This window comes from Micromonospora sp. KC721 (genome assembly GCF_004348355.1).
Taxonomy (GTDB): domain Bacteria; phylum Actinomycetota; class Actinomycetes; order Mycobacteriales; family Micromonosporaceae; genus Micromonospora.
In genome coordinates, this window is record NZ_SMJY01000029.1 from 19,335 (window position 1) to 41,091 (window position 21,757).

At 71.8% G+C, this 21,757-nt stretch carries 15 protein-coding genes and 1 pseudogene; 5 read left to right on the forward strand and 11 right to left on the reverse strand.

What is annotated here, in order from left to right:
* Positions 1 to 43 precede the first annotated feature (43 nt).
* From ilvN to E1182_RS07975, 4 genes are all read right to left on the reverse strand, one after another.
* Positions 44 to 559 (reverse strand): acetolactate synthase small subunit, encoded by a 516-nt coding sequence (gene ilvN, locus E1182_RS07960; RefSeq protein ID WP_132262538.1) that lies wholly within the window; start codon positions 557 to 559, stop codon positions 44 to 46.
* Positions 556 to 678 (reverse strand): hypothetical protein, encoded by a 123-nt coding sequence (locus E1182_RS32695; protein WP_256370821.1) that lies wholly within the window; start codon positions 676 to 678, stop codon positions 556 to 558. The genes ilvN and E1182_RS32695 overlap by 4 nt, the downstream gene beginning before the upstream one ends.
* Before the next feature lie 2 nt (positions 679 to 680).
* Entirely contained in the window at positions 681 to 2,567 is a 1,887-nt protein-coding gene (locus E1182_RS07970; RefSeq protein ID WP_132262540.1) for an acetolactate synthase large subunit, read from the reverse strand.
* A gap of 239 nt (positions 2,568 to 2,806) precedes the next feature.
* On the reverse strand, positions 2,807 to 5,218 hold the full coding sequence (locus E1182_RS07975; protein ID WP_132262542.1) for a bifunctional diguanylate cyclase/phosphodiesterase: 2,412 nt from the start codon (positions 5,216 to 5,218) through the stop codon (positions 2,807 to 2,809).
* Positions 5,219 to 5,328: 110 nt separating this feature from the next.
* Here E1182_RS07975 and ilvD point away from each other — a divergent pair, with 110 nt between their 5' ends.
* Positions 5,329 to 7,176, forward strand: a complete 1,848-nt coding sequence (gene ilvD, locus E1182_RS07980) for a dihydroxy-acid dehydratase (protein ID WP_132262544.1) — start codon at positions 5,329 to 5,331, stop codon at positions 7,174 to 7,176.
* 69 nt (positions 7,177 to 7,245) lie between these two features.
* On the opposite strand, the gene E1182_RS07985 is transcribed toward ilvD, so the two are convergent.
* Both E1182_RS07985 and E1182_RS30955 read right to left on the reverse strand, forming a co-directional pair.
* Positions 7,246 to 7,596 (reverse strand): hypothetical protein, encoded by a 351-nt coding sequence (locus E1182_RS07985; RefSeq protein ID WP_132262547.1) that lies wholly within the window; start codon positions 7,594 to 7,596, stop codon positions 7,246 to 7,248.
* A gap of 79 nt (positions 7,597 to 7,675) precedes the next feature.
* A complete protein-coding gene (locus tag E1182_RS30955) occupies positions 7,676 to 7,813 on the reverse strand; it encodes a hypothetical protein (protein ID WP_165942547.1) in 138 nt (45 codons plus the stop codon).
* Positions 7,814 to 7,892: 79 nt separating this feature from the next.
* Between E1182_RS30955 and E1182_RS07990 the strand changes: the two are divergent.
* From E1182_RS07990 to E1182_RS08000, 3 genes and pseudogenes are all read left to right on the forward strand, one after another.
* Positions 7,893 to 8,114 (forward strand): annotated as a pseudogene (locus tag E1182_RS07990) (dihydroxy-acid dehydratase); the annotation flags it as partial.
* A gap of 171 nt (positions 8,115 to 8,285) precedes the next feature.
* On the forward strand, positions 8,286 to 10,238 hold the full coding sequence (locus tag E1182_RS07995) for a hypothetical protein (protein ID WP_132262549.1): 1,953 nt from the start codon (positions 8,286 to 8,288) through the stop codon (positions 10,236 to 10,238).
* Entirely contained in the window at positions 10,235 to 11,758 is a 1,524-nt protein-coding gene (locus tag E1182_RS08000) for an ABC transporter substrate-binding protein (protein WP_132262551.1), read from the forward strand. Before E1182_RS07995 ends, E1182_RS08000 begins: the two co-directional genes overlap by 4 nt.
* Here E1182_RS08000 and E1182_RS08005 read toward each other — a convergent pair.
* The 4 genes from E1182_RS08005 to E1182_RS08020 all read right to left on the reverse strand — a co-directional run bounded on the left by E1182_RS08005 (position 11,748) and on the right by E1182_RS08020 (position 17,557).
* Positions 11,748 to 14,225, reverse strand: a complete 2,478-nt coding sequence (locus E1182_RS08005) for a glycoside hydrolase family 2 protein (RefSeq protein ID WP_132262553.1) — start codon at positions 14,223 to 14,225, stop codon at positions 11,748 to 11,750. The genes E1182_RS08000 and E1182_RS08005 overlap by 11 nt on opposite strands.
* Positions 14,222 to 15,064: a carbohydrate ABC transporter permease gene (locus tag E1182_RS08010; RefSeq protein ID WP_165942548.1), complete on the reverse strand. Its 843-nt coding sequence runs from the start codon at positions 15,062 to 15,064 to the stop codon at positions 14,222 to 14,224. Before E1182_RS08010 ends, E1182_RS08005 begins: the two co-directional genes overlap by 4 nt.
* A gap of 56 nt (positions 15,065 to 15,120) precedes the next feature.
* Positions 15,121 to 16,131 (reverse strand): carbohydrate ABC transporter permease, encoded by a 1,011-nt coding sequence (locus E1182_RS08015; RefSeq protein ID WP_132262558.1) that lies wholly within the window; start codon positions 16,129 to 16,131, stop codon positions 15,121 to 15,123.
* A gap of 145 nt (positions 16,132 to 16,276) precedes the next feature.
* Complete coding sequence (locus tag E1182_RS08020; RefSeq protein ID WP_132262561.1) at positions 16,277 to 17,557, reverse strand: ABC transporter substrate-binding protein; 1,281 nt, start codon at positions 17,555 to 17,557, stop codon at positions 16,277 to 16,279.
* Between the two features lie 385 nt (positions 17,558 to 17,942).
* Here E1182_RS08020 and E1182_RS08025 point away from each other — a divergent pair, with 385 nt between their 5' ends.
* Positions 17,943 to 18,962, forward strand: coding sequence for a LacI family DNA-binding transcriptional regulator (locus E1182_RS08025; RefSeq protein WP_132262564.1), 1,020 nt, complete (start codon positions 17,943 to 17,945; stop codon positions 18,960 to 18,962).
* A 33-nt stretch (positions 18,963 to 18,995) separates the two neighbouring features.
* Here the strand turns inward: E1182_RS08025 and E1182_RS08030 are convergent, their stop codons facing one another.
* The gene (locus E1182_RS08030; protein WP_243706094.1) at positions 18,996 to 21,575 is read right to left on the reverse strand and encodes a bifunctional diguanylate cyclase/phosphodiesterase; all 2,580 of its coding nucleotides are present in this window, start codon (positions 21,573 to 21,575) and stop codon (positions 18,996 to 18,998) included.
* Between the last annotated feature and the right edge of the window lie 182 nt (positions 21,576 to 21,757).

Sequence of the window (21,757 nt, forward strand, 5' to 3'; positions counted from 1 at the left end):
CGTACGGCGGTCCGGGTCGGCCGTCGTGGACTTGTGCGGTTGATCAGGCAGCGCGCAGCGCGGGACCGGCGGTGATGGAGCGCGAGCCGCGCCCGATCGCCACCGTGCCGGACTGGACCATCTCCTTGATGCCGAACGGCTCCAGGTCGCGCAGCATCGCGTCCAGCTTGTCGGGGGTGCCGGTGGCCTCGATGGTCAGCGTGTCCGGGGCCACGTCGACCACCCGGGCCCGGAACAGGCTGACCGTCTCCAGCACCTGCCCGCGGGCGTTGCGGTCCGCGCGGACCTTGACCAGCAGCAGCTCCCGGGCCACCGAGACCTGCGGATCCAGCTCGACGATCTTGAGTACGTTGACCAGCTTGTTGAGCTGCTTGGTCACCTGCTCCAGCGGGGACGACTCGGCGTTGACCACGATGGTGATCCGGGAGACGTCCGGGTTCTCGGTCTCCCCCACGGCGAGACTGTCGATGTTGAAACCGCGCCGGGAGAACAGGCCGGAGACCCGGGCCAGGACACCGGGCTTGTTCTCCACCAGCACGGAGAGCGTGTGCATAGTCATTGCTGTGCCTTCCTCGTCATGCCCTCACGGCCCTCGCTACGCTCGGTGCGATCGGTCATGACCGACGCCTTCCTCGTCATGCCCTCACGGCCCTCGCTACGCTCGGTGCGATCGGTCATGACTAAACCTCGTCGTCGTCGAAGGCCGGGCGGACGCCACGGGCGAACATGATCTCGTCGTTGCTGGTGCCGGCCGGCACCATCGGCCAGACCATCGCGTCCTTGCCGACCACGAAGTCGACCACCACCGGGGCATCGTTGATCGCCATGGCCGCCTCGATGGTCTTGTCCACGTCGTCGGCGTTCTCACAGCGCAGGCCCACGCAGCCGAGCGCCTCGGCCAGCTTGACGAAGTCCGGGATCCGGTGCTTGTGGGTGCCCAGCTCGGTGTTGGAGTAGCGCTCGCCGTAGAACAGCGTCTGCCACTGCCGGACCATGCCGAGGTTGCCGTTGTTGATCACGGCGATCTTGACCGGGATGCCCTCCAGCGCGCAGGTGGCCAACTCCTGGTTGGTCATCTGGAAGCAGCCGTCGCCGTCCACCGCCCAGACCACCGCGTCAGGCCGCCCCACCTTGGCACCCATCGCCGCCGGGACGGCGTACCCCATGGTGCCGAGGCCGCCGGAGTTGAGCCAGGTGCTCGGCTTCTCGTACGAGATGAACTGGCTGGCCCACATCTGGTGCTGGCCGACGCCCGCGACGTAGATGGCGTCCGGGCCGGCGATCTCGCCCAGCCGCTTGATCACGTACTGCGGGGCGAGGGTGCCGTCGGAGGGCTCCTCGTAGCCCAGCGGGTACCGCTCACGCAGGTCGTCCAGCTGGGTCCACCAGTCGGTCAGGTCGGTCCGATGGCCGGCCTTCTGCTCGGTGGCGACGGCCGTGAGCAGCTCGTCGATGACGTGCCGGGCGTCGCCGACGATCGGCACGTCGGCGTGCCGGTTCTTGCCGATCTCCGCCGGGTCGATGTCGGCGTGCACCACCGTGGCGTCCGGGGCGAACGAGTCCAGCCGGCCGGTCACCCGGTCGTCGAAGCGGGCGCCGAGCGCCACGATCAGGTCGGCCTTCTGCAGGCCGTAGACCGCGGCGACGGTGCCGTGCATGCCGGGCATGCCCAGGTGCTGGCGGTGCGAGTCGGGGAACGCGCCCAACGCCATCAGGGTGGTCACCACCGGGATGCCGGTCAGCTCGGCGAGCCGGCGCAGCCCCTCGGTGGCACCGGCCTTGAGCACACCGCCGCCGACGTAGAGGACCGGACGGCGGGCGGCGGCCAGCAGCCGGGCGGCCTCTCGGATCTGCTTGCCGTGCGGGTGCAGGGTCGGCCGGTAGCCGGGCAGGTCGAGGGTGGGCGGCCAACTGAAGGTGGTGGGCGCCTGGAGGACGTCCTTGGGGATGTCGACCAGCACCGGCCCGGGCCGCCCGGTGGAGGCCAGGTGGAACGCCTCGGCCAGCACCTGCGGGATCTCCTCCGCGGTCTGCACCAGGAAGTTGTGCTTGGTGATCGGCAGGGTGATGCCCTGGATGTCCGCCTCCTGGAAGGCGTCCGTGCCGATCGACGGGCGGGCGACCTGGCCGGTGATCGCGACGATCGGCACCGAGTCCATGTACGCGTCGGCGATCGGGGTGACCAGGTTGGTCGCGCCCGGCCCGGAGGTCGCGATGCAGACCCCGACCCGGCCGGTGGCCTGCGCGTATCCGGTGGCGGCGTGACCGGCGCCCTGCTCGTGGCGGACCAGGATGTGCCGGACCGTGGAGTCGTACAGCGGGTCGTAGGCGGGCAGGATCGCCCCGCCGGGAATGCCGAAGACGACGTCGACGCCGAGCGCCTCGAGGGACCGCACGAGCGAGCCGGCGCCGGAGACCTGGGCCGGCGCGGACTGCCGTACGGCCGGGGCGGCCGGGACGGCGCCGGGGCGCGGCGCGGCGGTCTGGTCGGCGTCGCCGGTCGGCTCGGCGACCGTACGCGCCCGGCGGGCGGAGTGGGCGAGTGTCTCTGGCGTGGGTCTCGTCATGGCGGTTCAGGCCTTCGGCTGGAGTGGGTGAAGCTTTTCGACAGGTGCTACGGGGGCGGCGACCGCCCCGACAGGATCCGACGGCAATAAAAACGGCCCTCGTGCAGAAGCACGGGGCCAGCGCACAACTCTCGACGGAGAGCGTGCGCTCAGGTAAGTACTCGCAGCGACCGGTTCGACGACATGGGAACCAGCCTGACGCATCTCACGCGCTGAGTCAACTGATCCCACATCTTGGTTCACGAACGAGGGGCGCCATCCCCCGTTCGGGGTTCTGCGGGTAGCCCCACCTGCGGGGATCCTCCCTCAGGAGGGCGGGACGTGGGCACCTGCGGCACCGGTGTCGGCGAGCCAGGGCGCAGCCGCGGCAGCAGCGGTGACGGGACCGCCCGCACCGGCACCGGCGGCGGTGCCGGTGGTGCCGACGCGGGTCGTGCGCCCGGTGAGGTGGCGGCCTCCAGCATCGCCTCCAGGTGCTCCGCCGGCACCCCCCACCCGAAGAGCGCGCCCTGACCGAACCGGCACCCGGCGGCCACCACCGCGGCCAGTTCGGTGGGGGACGTCACGCCCTCGGCGATCACCTCCAGGCCGAGCTGGTGGCCCAGTCGCATCACGATGTCGACCATCGGGGCGAAGGCCGGCCCGTCCCGGTCCACCGGACGGACCGGCTCGTGCTCGGCGACCAGGCTGTGGTCGATCTTCAGGATGTCGATCGGCAGCCGGCGCAGCTGCCCCAACGACGAGTAGCCGGCCCCGAAGTCGTCCAGCGCGATCCGCACCCCGGTGCGCCGCAGCGCGGTCAGCCGCCGGATCAGCTCGTCCAGGTCGGTGGCCACGGCATGCTCGGTGACCTCCAGCACCAGCCGCTGCGGCGGCACGTGGTGGGCGCGCAGCGCGTCGGCCACCTGCACGACGTACTCCGGGGCGTGCAGCTCACGCGGGGAAACGTTCACCGACACCCAGACGTCGTGCCCGTCGGCGAGCCAGCGGGACAGCTGCCAGCAGGCCTGGTGCAGCACCCACGCGCCGAGTTTGGCGATCATCCCGCACTCCTCGGCCAGCGGGATGAACTCGTCGGGGCGGACGCTGCCCAGCTCCGGGTGGTGCCAGCGCAGCAGCGCCTCGGCCCCCACCGGGCGCACCGAGGGCAGCGAGGCGACCGGTTGGAACACCAGGCGCAGTTCGTCGCGCTCGATCGCGCCGCGCAGCTCGTGCTCCACCCGGGTACGCCGCAGCAACTGCTGGTCGTGCGCACCGTCGTAGCGCTCGATCCGGTTCTTGCCACGCTGCTTGGCGTAGCGCAGCGCGAGGTCGGCGTGGCGCAGCAGGGCCGCCGGGTCGGGCTCGCCGCGCTGGCCGGCCACCCCGATGCTCACCGAGAGGAACACCGCCCCGTCCGGCTGGTCGTAGGCCCGACCCAGCACCCCGAGCAGCCGCTCGGCGACGGCGTGGGCCTCGGCCGGACGGCCGCGCATCAGCACCGCGAACTCGTCACCGCCGAGCCGCGCGGCCAGGTCGCCGGGGCGCAGGTTGCTGCGCAGCCGCCGCCCCACCTCGGCCAGCACGAGATCACCCACGTCGTGCCCGCGCATGTCGTTGACGTTCTTGAACCCGTCCAGGTCGAGACCGAGCAGGACCCGGTCGCCCCCCTCGTCGCCCCAGCGCTGCAGCTCGCGCAGCAGGCCGCGACGGTTGGCCAGGCCGGTCAGCGGGTCGGTGTGGGCCAGTTCCCGGAAGTGCGCCTCGCGCTCGGCCAGCCGGCCGGCGTACCCGCGCATGTCGTTGAGGGTGAGGTACTGCCGGGCGACCAGCGCGAAACCCTCGATGCTGCCCACCAGGACGGCGAGCGCGTCGAAACCGCCGCCCTGCACGAGGTGGTACATCGCCGAGGCGGCCATCGCGAACATCGGGACGAAGGCGTACCCGCCGTCGCGGCGGATCAGGTCGACCTCGACCTGCCCGGGCGGCTCGGGCCGGTGCACGGCGAGTGACACGGCGAGCAGCCCCAGGGCGAGCAGCACCGCCCCGGCCAGGGCCACGTTGTTGCCGGTCTGGCACACCCCGGCGACGACGCCGAGCCCTCCGGAGGCGGTGGCGCTGATGCCCGCGCCGAGCACCGCGATGCGGGCCCGGGGCGGGCCGGCGCGGAGCATCACGATCAGGGCCAGCCCGACGGTCAGTGCGGCGTTGGCCGAGGCGAGCAGGATCGCCCGACAGGCCACCGGGGTGGCGTCGCCGAGCAGCCGGGTCGGCTCGGTGAAGATCACCCAGCCGACGAACCAGAGCGCGGCCGCCATGATCAGCCCGTCGAGCAGCAGCCGGGCGGTGGCCGCCCGGCTCACCACCACGCCGGGCAGGCGGAGCAGCCCGACGGCGGCGACCAGCCCGCTCGACGCGACGATCACCGCCACCAGCAGCGGCCAACCGGAGAGCCGCTCTGGCCCCCCGAGGTGCGGGTGGGCGTACGCCACGGCCATCCCGGCCAGCAGACCGACCAGCGCGATGGCCGCCGCCACGGCGAGCAGCACGTACGCGCGCCGACGAGGGCAGGATCGCCGCCGGCCCGTCGACCCGGCGAGCAGAGCGGTGGCGGACACGGCGACCAGGGCGCTCAGCACCGCGACCGCGATCATGCCCGGGGGGAAACGCACGACCTCAACTGTGCCGGATACGGACCCTCCGTGGGGGACCGGGTGTGCATCTGTTGGGACACGACCCGACCGGCTGGGGGCGGCGCGCTCGCGGTGCCACACTGGTACGCATGCCTGAGCTGCGGTCGAGGACCTCCACCCACGGTCGGACGATGGCCGGCGCCCGGGCCCTGTGGCGGGCCACCGGGATGACCGACGACGACTTCGGTAAGCCGATCGTCGCCATCGCCAACAGTTTCACCCAGTTCGTGCCGGGGCACGTACACCTCAAGGACCTCGGCGGCCTGGTCGCCGACGCGATCGCCGAGGCCGGCGGGGTGGGCCGGGAGTTCAACACGATCGCGGTCGACGACGGCATCGCGATGGGTCACGGCGGCATGCTCTACTCGCTGCCCAGCCGCGAGTTGATCGCCGACGCGGTGGAGTACATGGTCAACGCGCACTGCGCCGACGTCCTGGTCTGCATCTCCAACTGCGACAAGATCACCCCGGGCATGCTGCTGGCCGCGCTGCGGCTGAACATCCCCACCGTCTTCGTCTCCGGTGGCCCGATGGAGGCCGGCAAGACGGTGGCGATCGAGGGCGTGGTGCACTCCAAGATCGACCTGATCGACGCGATGATCGCCTCCTCGAACGAGGCGGTCACCGACGACCAGCTCGGCGAGATCGAACGCTCCGCCTGCCCGACCTGCGGTTCCTGCTCCGGCATGTTCACCGCCAACTCGATGAACTGCCTCACCGAGGCGATCGGCCTGGCCCTGCCGGGCAACGGCTCGACCCTGGCCACCCACGCCGCGCGCCGGTCGCTCTTCGTCGAGGCCGGCCGCACCGCCGTGGAGATCGCCAAGCGGTGGTACGACCACGACGACGCCTCCGTGCTGCCCCGGTCGATCGCCAACCGCGCCGCCTTCGAGAACGCGGTCGCCCTGGACGTGGCGATGGGCGGGTCGACCAACACGATCCTGCACCTGCTCGCCGCCGCCCGCGAGGCCGAGCTGGACTTCGACGTGGCCGACATCGACGCCGTCAGCCGCCGGGTGCCGTGCCTGGCCAAGGTCGCGCCGAACTCGCCCCAGTACCACATGGAGGACGTGCACCGGGCCGGCGGCGTCCCGGCGATCCTCGGTGAGCTGGACCGGGCCGGGCTGCTCCACCGGGACGTGCACGCGGTGCACTCCCCCAGCCTGTCGCAGTGGCTGGCGGACTGGGACGTGCGCGGCGGCTCGCCGCGACCGGAGGCGGTGGAGCTGTTCCACGCCGCCCCGGGCGGGGTGCGTACCACCGAGCCGTTCTCCACCACCAACCGTTGGTCGTCGCTGGACACCGACGCGGCGCAGGGCTGCATCCGGGACCGGGAGCACGCGTACAGCGCCGACGGCGGGCTGGCCATCCTGCACGGCAACCTGGCCCCGGACGGCTGCGTGGTGAAAACCGCCGGCGTACCCGAGGAGTGCCTGACCTTCCGCGGCCCGGCCAAGGTCTACGAGTCCCAGGACGACGCGGTGTCGGCGATCCTCGCCAAGCAGGTCGTCGCCGGCGACGTCGTGGTCATCCGGTACGAGGGGCCGAAGGGCGGCCCCGGCATGCAGGAGATGCTCTACCCCACCTCGTTCCTCAAGGGCCGAGGGCTGGGCCGGGCCTGCGCGCTGCTCACCGACGGGCGCTTCTCCGGCGGCACGTCGGGCCTGTCCATCGGCCACGTCTCCCCCGAGGCGGCCTCCGGTGGGCTGATCGCCCTGGTCGCCGACGGCGACGAGATCGTCATCGACATCCCGGGCCGGACGATCGAGCTGAACGTCCCGGCCGACGTGCTGGACGCCCGCCGGGTCGCCCAGGAGAAGCGGGACCGCCCGTACACGCCGGTGGACCGGCAGCGGCCGGTGTCGGCGGCGCTGCGCGCGTACGCCTCGATGGCGACCTCGGCCAGCGACGGCGCGTACCGCCGGGTGCCGGAGTAGGACGACCCGTCGCCGCTCGGCGGCAGGTGGTCCGGGGCGAACTGATCACCCCGGACCACCATTCGTCCGCTACGTGCCGCCGAACGGATCGGGAAGGAACAGGAATTCCTTGGCGAGGGCGCGAACCTCGACCCACTCCGGGGCCATCGAGAGTGCCTCCGGCTCCCACAGGTGCGCCTTCTGCGCACCGCTCATCAGGTCGAGCATCTCATCGATGCGGCGGGCGAGCGCGGCCTGCGCCGGGTCGACGAGGCCGGCCTCTTCGAGCGGTTCCAGGAGAACGACCACGGCTTCGAGCTGTAGTGCCAACTCGTCCGCCAGGCCGCCGGTGCCAATCCTGCGCAGATACTCCCGCTGGTCGTCCGCCGCCAGGGCGAGCCGGGCCACCACCCGTGTCAGTTCACACAACACCGAGGTCACGCGGGTTGGGTGAAGGAGGTCGCCAGGGTCGCAGCTCGGGGCCTGGTACATCGGATCACCTCTTCGGACCCCGGATGCGTCAGGTCAGCTGGTCGAGCTTCCACTGCGGCAGCTTCTCCCGGGGCTGGGACAGCCTGGCCGCGGGCTTGTTCGGTGCCTTGATCTTCCAGTAGGGAAGCTTCCCGTGCTGGCCGGCGCCGGGATGCCGCTGGATCATTCTACCGGTCGTGAATTGCTTCCCCTTTTGACCGTGTATCCCCGAGACATCCATCCCTGCCCCTTATGAGAGCCCTTGCACCACCGAGCCGTTCTCCACCACCAACCGCTGGTCGTCGCTGGACACCGGCCCGGCCGGCTGCATCGTGAAAACGGCCGGCGTACCCGAGGAGTGCCTGACCTTCCGCGGACCGGCCAAGGTCTACGAGTCCCAGGAGGACGCGGTGTCGGCGGCGCTGCGCGGGTACGCCTCGATGGCGACCTCGGCCAGCGACGGCGCGTACCGCCGGGTGCCGGACTGACCGGGCCGTCGCCGGCCCGGCTGAGGGTGGGGCCGATTCCCGGCAGCCGCGGCCTCGCGGCTGTCGGCAATCGGTCATCGATCGACGACGGTCATGTCTTGACCGGCCGGTCGATGGGACTCGACCATGAGCGGACTGGGCCGGAGGTCCGACCGCCGCGGGGGAGGCTCGATGACCATCCACCACCGACGCCACGCCGTGGAACTGGTTCGCGAGGTGATGACCCGCGGGCCAGACGACGCGCCCCCGCCGGTGCTGATCTTCGAGGGCGACCGGGGCAGCGGCAAGACGGCCCTGCTGAACGGCCTCGCCGGCCTCCTCGACGGCCGGGTGCCGTACGCGCACATCGACCTGGAGGCCGACGGCCGGACGGGCACCCCGGAGGTGCTGTACGCGCTCGCCTTCCACCTGGGCCGGCCCTGCCCGCTCTACGGCACCCTGCACTTTCCCCGGCTCGCTGTCGGGAAACTGGTGATGGACGACGACACGCTCGACCTGCGGGACCGCGACCGGGCCCGGCAGCAGATCAACGCGCTGCTGCGCGAGCACCGCGGCGTCGACCGGCTGGTGACCACGCTCAGGGAGGGCGCCGGGGACCTGCCCGCCGTCCTGCCGGCCGCCGTGCAGACGCCGGTGCGCCTGTCCACCCGGCTCCTCGCCACGGTCATCCACCGGCTCGCGTCCTGGACGTGGAGCAGCAGGCTCGTCCTCGGCCGGGCGCAGAAGTGGTACGGCTCGCAGGGCGGCGCGCGCCCCCGCCCGCCCGTCGAGACGCTGATCGACCTGAACCGGTGGCACCGCCGGCCGGGTGAGGCCAACAACGCCCGTCAGCGCGACGAGCTGCTCTGGGCGGCGTTCCGCGCCGACCTGACCGCCGGGCTCGGTCGGCGCCTGCGCCGGCCCTGGATGCCGCGCTGCGTCGCGTTGATCGACAACGCCGACACCCGACTCGGGCGACACTTCCTGATCGAGCTGGCGCGCGGACGCGAGACGGTTCAGGACGAGCCGCTGGCCGTGGTGGCGACCAGCCGGGCCCCCTTCCTCGGCCACCTTCCCGAGGCGCAGCAACGCCTGTTGGCGGCCGAGGAGTCGCTGCCCTCGGGGCGGGACACCGAGCAGCCTCGGCCCCGTTGGGTCCGCTACCCGCTGCCCGCCCTCACCGAGGCGGACGTCGTGCATCGGATGGCGCGGGAACACCCGGATCTGGAACCCCGGATACCACGGCAGATCCAGCAGCTCGGCCAGGGCAACCCGCTGGTGGTGAGCATGCTGCTGACGGCGGCCCGCGAGGTGTCGTCGTGGCCCGAGGGCGGCGAGGAACTGGCCCTCGCGCTGGGCCGGCTGGAACCCGCGCCGGCTGACGACACCGACCGGAGACAGTTCACCGTCGAGGAGCGGCTCATCCGGCACCTGCTCGGTATCCCGGATGCCAACCCGCTCCCCGTCGACGAGATGGACATCCTGACCACCTGCGCCGCCGCCCGGACCGTCGAGCAGGCGACCACACTGGCGACGCGGAGCGGGCTGCTCACCGCCGACGGGTACGCCGGCCGGCTCGGCCTCATGCTCGACAGTCTGCGGTCGGCCGATCCCGACGCCGACCCGCCGCCGTTGCGCCGGCTGCTGCTCCGTCGGCTCGCGGCCCGCGACCCGGACGGCGGGGATGGCTGGAACTGGGTACACGCGCTGCTACGCGACCAGTGCCGGGCACGCGGCGACCGGACCGGCGAGCGGTACCACGCGTTGGCCCTCGACCAGCTCGAGGAGGTCAGCGACCAGTTCGCCGCCGAGGTCGGGACGGTGCCAGCGGCCGACTGGCTGGCCATGCTGCGGGCCGTCACGCGAGCTCCCACCCGCCGGCCGCACACCGCGCCACCGGCCCAGGAGGCGCACCGCCTCGCCCGGTCGACCGGCGCGGACCCGGAGAGCCGGCTCGGCCGGGTGACCCGACTGGTGGTCGGCCTGCGGCTCGCCGCCGACCCGTTCACCGGTCGGCTCCGGGCCGATCTGCACGACGGGCTGAAGCGCGACTACCGGGCGCTGGCCCTGCACTTTCCCGACGACCAGTCGCTGCTGGTCGCCGAGGCGGACCGACACAAGGGATGGGCGGACCAGTGGCGGTGAGAGAAGCAGCCGGCGTCAGCCCGGTGGCCGGCGTCCCCACGGACTTCTTCGCTCCCCGGGTGCCCCGGTCACGACGGGTGCTCCGGCTGGCCACGGCCACGGCGGCAGTGGCCGCTCTGGTGGCCGCGTCGGCCCTGGTCGTCACCATCGTGGTCACCTCGTGTGGCAGCCTGCGCTCCGGCCTGACCCGGGTCGGCGGCGAGTGTGTCGGGGTGCTGACCGACGTCGGCGCTCACACCTTCGAGGGCCTCGGTGACGTCCAGCAGAAGATCAGCAAACAGAACGAAATCGTCCGCGCCAAGTCGGCCGCGGAGAACCAGCCGTACGTGCGGGTGGCGCTGCTGTCGCCGATGACCTCCGCGGAGAAGAGCTTCATGTCGAAGGCGCAGGTCCGGCACGCGGTGCAGGGCGCCTACGTCGCACAGGTACGCGCCAACGGCAGCGCCGGCACGAACGACCCGCCCCTGATCGAGTTGGTTCTGGCCAACGTGGGCAGCCGGCAGGAGCAGTGGCGTGGAGTGGTACGCACCCTGGAGCAGTTGGCGGACGACGAGAATCCGCTGGTCGCCGTCGTCGGCATGGGCACCAGCATCGCGGCGACCCGGGACGCCGCCCAGTACCTCGCGGCTTCCGGCTCCGGGCTACCCATGATCGCCGGTGTCGCCACCGCCGACGACTTCCGTGACATCCCGGGTTTCGTCCGTGCCTCACCGAGCGACACCGACTACGTCCTTGCGCTGAACGCCTACCTCCAGACCCGCACGGATCTCCGCAAGGGCATGGTGGTCTTCGACGAGTCGGAGCCGGACCTGTACGTCCGGAGCCTCCTGGCGGCGTACCGCAGGATCCTCAAGGACTACCTGCTGCCCTACGAGCGGTCCTTCGTCGGCGCCGGGGACCCGGGCCAACGAGCCCGCTTCCTCGAACCGATCGCCGCCAGCGTGTGTACCGACCCGAAGCCCGACATGATCCTGTACGCCGGCCGCCTCCTCGACCTGGACGACTTCGTCAACACACTGGCGAGTCGGCAGTGTTTCACGCAGAAGCCCCTGACCATTCTGGTGGGCGCCACCGGACTGACCGTCTCCGACGAGACCGCCGCGCGGATGGCGCAGACCGGGATCACCATCGTCACCGCCGCGTCGGTGCACCCCTCCTGGTTCACCGACGAGGCGGTCGTGCCCGTCCCCAAGGGCCTCGCGGCGTTCGTGGAGGCGTTCCGGGCCGCGAGGTTCGACGACGAGGCAACGCTCACCGACGGCTACGCCCTCACCCACCACGACGCCATGGCGACGGCGGTGACGGCCATCCGGATGGCGAAACGCAGCAAGCTGTCCGCCGCGGACGTCCGCGGCCAGTTGCTCAACCTGAACAAGGACGTGGTGATCCCCTCCGCCGGCGGCGACCTGAGCTACACCACCGGTCGTCGGGCCGACCCGGTGGGCAAGTGGGTGCCGATCAGCGTCCTCCCGGCCGGCGCGGCCCCGATCCCGAAGGGGACACCGTTCATCACGGGCTGAGATCGGCCGGCGCACCGCCGGCAGGGGCGATGTCGTTGACGCAGCGCAGCACCGGCCGGTTGGTCAGTGCCGCCGGGTCCAGCGGCCCGTCGGCCGTCACGGTGAAGGTGGTCGACTCCCCCGGCAGCAGGGTCACCAACGCCCGGTCGACCTGGGCAGACGGGTCGAGCCGGTCCGGGAAGAGGGTCAGGTCACGCAGCACCGTCCGGGCGGTCACCCGGACCCGCAGGCCATCGCCCGCCGGCTCGACCGCCGCGTCCCACTCCGCCGCCGGCCACTGCATGTCGCGGTCCTCGGCGAAGAACCACAACGCCCGCTCCGCGGTGTCACCGGCCGCCGCGACCAGCAGTTCACTGCGGGCCTCGTCCGGCCGCGTCAGCTCCACCGGCAGCGCCAACACCACGCGGGAGTACGCGGGGACGTCGAGGTCGACCGAGGTCTTCGCCCTCGGCTGCCCGGTGAGGGTGAGCCGGACGACCGTGGCCGGCGCGGTCCACGCCTGCCCGGTCTCGTTCACCGCGACCAGGGTCAGCCCGCCGTCGCGGGGCTGGACGGTGAGCAGCCGGTCGGCGTACGCCCGGCGCAGCGCGTACCAGAGCGGTTTGCGCCGGCCGTCGCCGTCCACGGCCGACCAGGAGGTCACCGGCCAGCAGTCGTTGAGCTGCCAGACGATGGTGCCGGCGCAGACGTCCCGGTGGGAACGGAAGTGTTCCACCCCGAGTTGGATCGCCCGGGCCTGGTTGAGCTGGGTCAGGTAGTGCCAGTCGTCGAAGTCGGCCGGGGCGGGCAGGTGAGCGTCGAGCCCGCGCTGGAGCTTCAGGTCGCCGTCGATCGCCTTCTGGTGGTGGGCCATGCCCGGGGAGTCGTGCGCCAGCGGCTCGTCCGAGATGGACCGGCGCAGCGTCGCGTACGCCGGGGGTGCCTGGTAGCCGAACTCGGCGACGAAGCGGGGAACGTACTCCCGGTACTTCGTGTAGTCGTCGGTGTTCCAGACGTCCCAGATGTGCGTGGTGCCGTGTGCCGGGTCGTTGGGGTGGATCTCCTCGGTGCCGGACCACGGGCTGCCCGGCCAGTACGCGACGGTCGGGTCCAGTTCCCGCACGATGGCGGGCAGCATCTCGAGGTAGTAGCCCCGACCCCAGGTGCGGCCGTCCAAACACATCTGCCAGCCCCAGTCGTGCCAGCCCCAGATGTTCTCGTTGTTGCCGGTCCAGAGCACCAGCGACGGGTGACCGGCGAGCCGGGCCACCTGCTCGCGTGCCTCCGCCTCGACCTCGCCGCGCAACGGCTCCTCCTCGGGGTACGCCGCGCAGGCGAAGAGGAAGTCCTGCTGCACCAGCAGGCCGAGGGAGTCGGCCAGTTCGTAGAAGTCCGTCGACTCGTACCGGCCACCGCCCCACACCCGGAGCAGGTTGACGTTCGCGTCGACCGCCTGGCCGAAACGCTCGGCGAGCCGCGCCCGGGTGACCCGGTTGGGGAACGCGTCGTCGGGGATCCAGTTGGCTCCCTTGACGAAGACCGGCACCTCGTTGACGCGCAGCGTGAACGGGGTGCCGTGCGCGTCGGGGGTGGTGTCCAGCCGAAGCGAGCGGAAGCCGATCCGGCGCGACCGGGTCTCCAGTTCTCGGCCGTCGGGGCCGCGGAGGGTCACGTCGAGGTCGTGCAGGGGCTGGTCGCCGTACCCGACGGGCCACCACAGCGCGGGGTCCGGGACGTCGAGGGTGAGCACGGCGGTCCGCTCGCCGGAGGCGACGGCGACCTCGACGGCGACCCCGGCGACGACCGCGTGCACGGTCAGCGGCGCGTCACCGGCCCGCTCGACCTCGACGTGCAGTTCCACCCGCCCGGTGCCGTCGGCGACAGTCACCAGGGGACGCACGGACGCGAGCCGAGCCGTGGACCAGGCGTGCAGCCCGATCTCCTGCCAGATGCCGGCGGTGACCACCGTCGGTCCCCAGTCCCAGCCGAAGTTGCAGGCGGTCTTGCGGATGAAGTTGAACGGCTCGGGGTACGCGTTCGGCAGTTCACCGAGCCGGTCCTGCTGCGCCTCGGCGTAGCGGTACGGCGAGTCGAACCGGATCGCGAGCGTGTTGTCGCCCGCACGCAGCAGCGACCGGACGTCGAACCGGTAGGAGCGGTGCTGGTTCTCGGTGCGCCCGACCTCGGTGCCGTTGACGGTGACCGTGGCGACCGTGTCCAGGCCGGCGCAGACCAGGTCGATCCGGTCGTCGTCGCCCGGCTGCCAGCCGAAGGTGGTCTCGTAGCTCCAGTCGGTGCGCCCGATCCAGGTGAGCCGGTTCTCGTTGTCGTCGAGGTACGGGTCACCGATGAGGCCGGCGGCCAGCAGGTCGGTGTGCACGCAGCCGGGCACGGTCGCCGGCACCGCCGCTCCGGCGATCTCCGGTGGCACCGGTGCACCCGGTACGGCCCGCAGCGTCCAGCCGTCGTGCAACGTCCGGTGGGTCACGATTTCACCGCGCCTTCCATGATTCCGCGGACGATCTGTCGGCCGCCGATGAACAGCATGATCAGTAGTGGCACGGTGGCGATGAACGCACCGGCGAGGACCCGCCGGTAGATCACGTAGTTGCCACTGGCCAGGTCGGAGATGGCGACCATCGAGGTGGGGTAGTCGCTGCCGCTCAGTGTGATCAGGGGCCACTGGAAGTCGTTCCAGGTGGCGACGAAGGTGAGCAGCCCGAGCACGGCCAGGGCCGGGCGGATCGCCGGCAGCACGATGTTCCAGTAGACGCGCATCGTGGAGGCGCCGTCGACCCGGGCCGACTCGACCAACTCGTCGGGTACCGAGTTGACGATGAACTGTCGCATGTAGAACACGCCGAACGCGGTGACCAGGCCCGGTGCGATGACGGCGAGCAGGGTGCCGTTCCAGCCGAGCTTGCCCATCACGATGTACAGCGCCACGATGCCGAGTTGGTTGGGCACGGTCAGGGTGAGCACCACGAAGAGCATCAGCGCGTTGCGGCCGGCGAACCGCAGCTTGGCGAAGGCGAACCCGGCCAGCGAGCAGAAGAACAGCACCGAGGCGGTCACCACGACGGAGACGATGACGCTGTTGACCATCGAGGCGGCGAAGAAGACGTCCTGGAGGGAGAAGACCTCCTCGACGTTGGTCATGAACCGGTCGCCGGGAACCACCGCGGGCGGCAGCTTGGCCAGCGCCTCGTCGTTGCTGGTGGCGATGACGAACATCCAGTACAGCGGGAAGACCGCGAAGAGCATGGTGACGGCGAGCAGCAGGTACGTTCCGACCCCGGCCGGGGTGTCCTGCGGCGCCCGGCCCATCAGGGCCGGGCGGTTGCGCCGTACCGGGGCGGCGGGGCGCGGCGGGGCGACGGCGGTCATCTGCGACCTCCCGAGAGACGGTTGGTCAGCAGCGTGTTGATGCCGGCGACGACCAGGATGATCAGGAACAGCGCCCAGGACATCGCGGCGGCGTAGCCGAGGTTGAGGTCCTTCCAGCCGACCTTGTAGATGAGCTGCGCGATGGTCTGCCACTCACCGTTCGGGCCGCCGGTGGCGGTCTGCGCGTTCGGGTCGAACAGCATCGGTTCGGTGAAGAGCTGGAGACCGCCGATGGTGGAGAGCACCACGGTGAACACGATGATCGGCTGGATCATCGGCACGGTGATGCGCCAGAGTTGCCGCCACGGGCCGGCGCCGTCGATCGCCGACGCCTCGTAGACGTCGCGCGGGATGGACTGCATGGCGGCCAGGTACAGCAGGGCGTTGTAGCCGATCCACTTCCAGTTCACCATGGTGGCGATGGCGATCCAGGAGTGGGTCTTGTCGGCCCGCCAGTCGATCGGGGCCTCCGGGCTGCCGTAGCCGAACAGACCGAGCGCCCAGTTGGCCATGCCGAAGTCGCGGGAGAAGAAGACGCTGAACACCATCGACGAGGCGACGATCGGCGTCACGTACGGCAGCAGCATGCCGACCCGCCACCAGGTCTGCAGGCGCAGCTTGCGGTTCAGCAGCGAGGCCACGATCAGGGCGAGCAGCAGTTGCGGCACCGACGAGAGCAGGAAGATGCCGAAGGTGTTGTAGAGCGCGTTCCAGAAGTCCTCGTCGCCGAGGAGCCGGGTGAAGTTCTCCACGCCGGCCCAGTACGGCAGCGTGGGGTCGTCCAGCCGGTAGTTACGCAGCGCGACCACACCGTTGAAGATCAACGGGAACAACCCGAAGAGGATGAAGAGCAGGAAGAACGGCGCGATCAGCAGGTACGGCATGTAGCGCATGTCGAAGCGGTACAGCCGGTTGCGCCAGGACAGCCGCCGCTCGTCGGCTCCGGAGCCGCCGCGTCCGGGGGCGGCTCCACGGCCCGACGCGGGCGCGGCACGGGTGGTGGACATGGGAAACGCTCCAGGGCCGAGAGGTGAGGGGGCGCGGGTGGTACGGGTGCCCACCGGCCTCCGGCGGGCGTCGGGTGACGGGATGCGGCTCACGGCCGGTGGCGGAGCGGGTTGGTCCCGCTCCGCCACCGATCGTCGGAAAGCGTCAGGACGTGGCGACCTTCTCGGCTTCCTTGACCGTCTCGGCCCAGGCGGCGTCCGGCTTCAGGGTCTTGTTCTCCACCCGGCGGATGACGTTCTCCACCGCGACCCGGGTCGGGCCGTTCTTCTTGCCCAGGTACTGCGGGGTCAGGCCCTGCGCCATCGTGGGGAAGATCTGGCCGACCGGGGCGCCGCTGAAGAACGGGTTCTTGAACTCGGTGATCGCCGGGTCGGTGTAGAGCGCCGGTTGCGAGGGCAGGTTGCCGACCTTCTTGAAGATCTCGACCTGCTGCTCCGGCTGGACGAGCCACTCCAGCAGTTTGTAGGCCTCGTCGGCGTGCTTGGTCTGCTTCGGGATGGTCAGGAAAGATCCGCCCCAGTTGCCACCGCCGCCGGGCACCGCCGCGATGTCCCACTTGCCCTCCGTGCCGGGGGCGGTCTGCTGGATGTGACCGAGCATCCACGCCGGGCAGGCGAGCACGGCGAAGGCGCCGCTGGTGAAGCCCTTGTCCCAGTCGGCCTGGAAGCTGACCAGGTTGGCCGAGATGCCGGCCTGGATGGCCTTGACCGTGTAGTCGAAGGCGACCTTCGGACCCTGCTCCATCTGGAGCTGATCCTGGTCGTTGTAGAAGCCGACCGGCTGCTGACCCAGGATCGGGTTGAACAGGTTGGTGCCCGCGTCGATGAACTTTTTGTTGGTCTTGGTGGTGTACTGCTGACCGACCTCGATGAACGTGTCCCAGGTGGGCCAGAGCGCGGAGACCTGGTCCCGGTCGGTGGGCAGCCCGGCCGCCTTGAACAGGTCCGTCCGGTAGCACATGGCCAGGCCGCCGACGTCGGTGCCGAGGCCGATCTGGGTCTTGCCGTCGGCCGAGAGCGACTGCTTCCACTTCCACGGCAGGTACTTGCTCTCGTAGGAGCCGGCGCCCTTGTCGAGCAGGTTGACGAACTTGTCGGACTGGCTGCGAAACTGGACCATGAAGCCCTCGTCGACGGCCGCGATGTCGGCCGCCCCGTTGCCCGCGACCAGCTTCTTCTGCAGGTCCTCGTGCTGGGCGTTGTACTCGCCGGAGTTGAGCTGGATGCGGATGTTGGGGTTGGCGGCCTCGTACGTGGCCTTCAGGTCCTGCAGCCCGAAGTCGCCCCAGAAGTTGATCTTCAACGTGACGACGTCTCCGGAGCTGGAGTCGCCGGTGCTGCTCCTACCACTGCAACCGGCGACCATGAGCAGGCCGACGGCACCCGCGGTCGCCGCGCGGGCCCAGTGCCTCCAGGACCGTTTCATGCCATCCTCCGCACCATATGGAAACGCTCTCGACATCGAGAAACGTCGACTGAACCGGGTAAGTGAGGCCACCGTACGGGCCACCCCTGGCACTGTCAACGGTCGATCATCGCCGCAGCCGACCGGCAGCCTGGGACCGGAAGGCGGGAGCGCGACCATGCGCGGTTGAGCGCTCTTTCGCGCACGGTGAGACCCAGCCGGCGGGCTGCGGCAGCCCGCACAGGCCGTACGCTTAACCGTGCAAGCAGCCCCAGGGTGAACGGGTTTCGCAGCCCGTCGCCCCGTGATCACCACCGATCACCGGGGCGCGGTAGCGTGAGGGCGGCCGGTCGACCGGCGCCCTGGGACCGGCCGCAGGGCCGTTGAGTAGTTGAGGAGCACGCCGGTGAAGCGGCCGACCATCGCCGACGTCGCCCGACGCGCCGGGGTGTCCAAGGGCGCGGTGTCGTACGCGCTGAACGGACAACCCGGAGTCTCGGAGGCCACCCGCCAACGAATCCTGGCCATCGCCGCCGAGATCGGCTTCAGCCCCAGCAGCGCCGCCCGCGCCCTCTCCGGCGCCACCGCGAACGCGGTGGGCCTGGCCCTCTGCCGACCGGCCCGGACACTGGGCATCGAACCGTTCTTCATGGAGCTGATCAGCGGCGTCGAGGCGGAGCTCTCCGCCCGGTCGTACGCGCTGACCCTTCAGGTGGTGGCCGACCCGGAGGCGGAGATCGCGGTCCACCGGCGCTGGTGGGCCGAGCGGCGGGTGGACGGCGTCTTCGTCTGCGACCTGCGCACCGATGATCCCCGCATCCCCGCGTTGGAGACGCTGCAACTGCCGGCCGTGGTGATCGGTGGTCCCGGCCACACCGGAAACCTGACCAGCGTCTGGTCCGACGACGCGGCGGCGCTGGTGGAGACGGTGGAGTACCTGGTCGCGCTGGGACACCGCCGGGTCGCCCGGGTGGGCGGACTGCCTGCCCTGCTGCACACCGAGATCCGCACCGACGCGTTCGACGAGGTGTGCCGGCGGCTCGGGCTCGACACGGCGGTCACCGTCTGGTCGGACTACACCGGCGAGGAGGGGGCCCGGGCCACCCGGCGGCTGCTCAGCTCCGCCACCCGCCCGACGGCGATCATCTACGACAACGACGTGATGGCGATCGCCGGACTCTCGGTGGCGCAGGAGATGGGACTCGCCGTCCCGGGCGACCTGTCGATCGTGGCCTGGGACGACTCCCCGCTCTGCCAGCTCGTGCATCCGCCGTTGACCGCGCTCGGGCGGGACATCCCGGCGTACGGCGCGCACGCCGCCCGGCAACTGCTCGCGGTCATCGCCGGCCAGCCGGCGACCGGGCTCCAGGACGAGACGGCGCATCTCACCCCGCGCGGCAGCACCGCCCCGCCCCGGGAGAGGTGAACCGGTTAAGCGCGCAGGGCGCCTGCGCGTCGATCAGCGGGACGCCGACGGGAACTCCGCGAAGAACGCCTCCACCCGCTCGGCGGTGGCCGGGCGAGCCAGGGCGAACCCCTGGCCGTACCGGCACCCGGCCCGATAGGCCCGGTCGACGTCGGCGTCGGACTCCAACTCCTCCCCCACCACCGCGAGGCCGAGCCGCTCGCCCAGGCTCACCACCACGTCGATCATCGGCCGGCCCGGCCCGTCCGGCGCCGCCACCAGGTGCGGCCGGACCTTGAGCAGGTCGATCGGGAGCCGACGGAGCTGGGCCAGGGATGCCTGCTCGGCCCGGAACCCGTCCAGGGCGGTCCGCACCCCCAGCGAGCGCAATCCGGCCAGCCGGGCCACCACCGTGGGCAGGTCGGTGCCGAGGCGGTGCTCGGCGACCTCGACCACCAGTCGGTCGGCCGGCACACCGTGCGCGGTCAGGACCGCGGCCACCCCGGGGATGAACTCCGGCGCCAGCAGCTCCCGCGGTGTCACGTTGACCGCCATCCAGAGCCGCCGACCCCCGGCCGACCATTCGGCGAGTTGCCGGCAGGCCCGCTCCAGCACCCACCGGCCCAGCTCACCGACGAGACCCAGATCCTCGGCCACCGGCAGCAGCTCGGCCGGCAGCACGGTGCCCAGGGCCGGGTTGCGCCAGCGCAGCAGCGCCTCCGCTCCGACCGGCAGCCGGTCTTCCAGCCCGAGCACCGGCTGGAAGACCATGTCCAGCTCGCCCCGGGCGACCGCACCCGGCAGCTCCCGTTCCAGGTCCAGCCGGCGGACCAACTGCTCCTCCAGGTAGGCGTCGTACCACTCCACCCGGTTGTGACCGAGCTGCGCGGCCCGCCGCCGGGCCAGGTCCGCCTGACGCAGCGCGTCCTCGGGACCGGCCGTGGCCAGTTCCGCCAGCCCGACACCGACCCGCAACCGGATCATCTCCCCGGCCACCAGGCAGGGCTCGGCCAGCGCGGTCACCAGCCGGCTGCCCAGCGCGTACGCCGGTACCGGCCCGAGGTCGCTGACCACGGCGAACTCCTCCGCGGCGACGCGGGCCACCAGGTCGTGCGGGCCCACCACGTCGCGCAGCCGGCGGACCGCGGCACGCAGCACCGTCTCCCCGGCCGTCGACCCGGACCGCTCCCCGACCGCACTCAGACCGTGCAGGTCGATCAGGAGCAACGCCCCCGGCTTCGGCCGCCGTTCGGCCAGCACCCGGAGCAGTTCCGGGCGGTTGGCCAGGCCGGTGCTCTGGTCCACCGCGGCGAGCCGGCGCAGTTCCCGCTCCAACCGGCGACGCTCACCGATGTCGCGTACGTGCAACACCAGCGCGTCGACCTCGGGAATCGCGCGCTGGTCGCTCACCGTGGCCTCCGTCTCCCGCCAGCCACCGTCGCCGGTGCTCATCCGGGCCACCAACAGCGCCGGCCGAGCGCCGGCCGGGGCGGCGAGCCCGGCCAGCGCCGCGGGGACGTCGTCGGGATGCAGCAGGTCGGCGAGGGGTCGCCCGCGTACCTCGTCGTCACGCAGCCCGAACCAGCGCGGCCCGGCCGCGGAGAGCCACCGCACCCGCAGCTCGTCGTCGAGGATCAGGATCAGGTCACGGGCACCGGCGATCAGCGCCCGGAAGTGCGCCTCCCGGACGGCCAGCCGCCGGGCCTGGTCCCGGTTGTCCGCCGCGGTGATCAGCTCCCGGCCGATCAGCGGCGGAACCACCGCCAGCCCGAGCAGCACGGCGGTCGGGGTGAAATCGCCGACGGCCCACAGATGGTGCCCGGCGGCGAGGGCCGCCACGGCGGCCGGGGCGGTCACCCGCGGCCAGGCCGGGGCGGGCCCGTCACCGTGCGGCGGGTCGCCGGCCGCCACCCGGGTCGCGCCCGCGGCGGTGAGCAGCACGCCGGCCACCAGGAACGGCACCATCGTGAGGCTGGCCTGCGGCGGCACCCGGTAGCTCGACAGCACCACCAGATCGGCCAGCCCGACCAGGGTGGCCGCCGCGCCGACCCGACACAGCGCCGCGCCGGGCCGACGCCGCCGATCGGCGAGCGCGCTCACCAACAGGGCGGCCAGCCCCACCGCGCCGCCCACCGTGACCAGCCGGACCAGCACCGGGACCTCACCCGGCGGGAGCAGCACCCAACCGGCGAAGACCAGGGCGGTGCCGAGACCGGCCATGTCGACGGCGCGGCGCAGCCGGGCCCGGGCGGTCAGCCGGGTGTGCCCGGGAAGGGTGAGCAGGCCGCCGGCGTAGCCGACGGCCATGGCGAGCAGGCCGGCGGTGGCCACCTGCGGGTGTTGCGGCGGGGCGGACAGCGGCAGAACGGCCACGGTCAGGCCGACCACCAGGACGGCGGCGTCCAGTTGGGCGGCGGCCCGCCGGCACCGCCGGGCCCTCCGGCCACGAACGCCGACGGCCGCCAGCCGGGACAGTCGGATCCCGGCCAGGGCGCAGCCCAACGCGCCGGAGAGCGTGGCGGCGGCCAGCGGCGGGAGCACGCCGGCCAGTGCGGCCACCGCCAGCATCGTGGTCGCTCCCAGCAGGGCGACCAGCGCGGGCGAGGGACGACGGACGAGGTACGGAAGTGGCACGGCGGGCGCCTTCGTGAGGGGGACACGGGGCGGTGCGGCGATGCGTGACAGCGACGGATATCCGACACACGTCACTCCGAGGAACGAGCCCCACCCATTGGGGTTACGCTCCGCCAGATGTGACCCGCACCACTTGACATGGAGCCACGGCCACCCGCCCACCCCCCCCCCCCCCCCCCCCC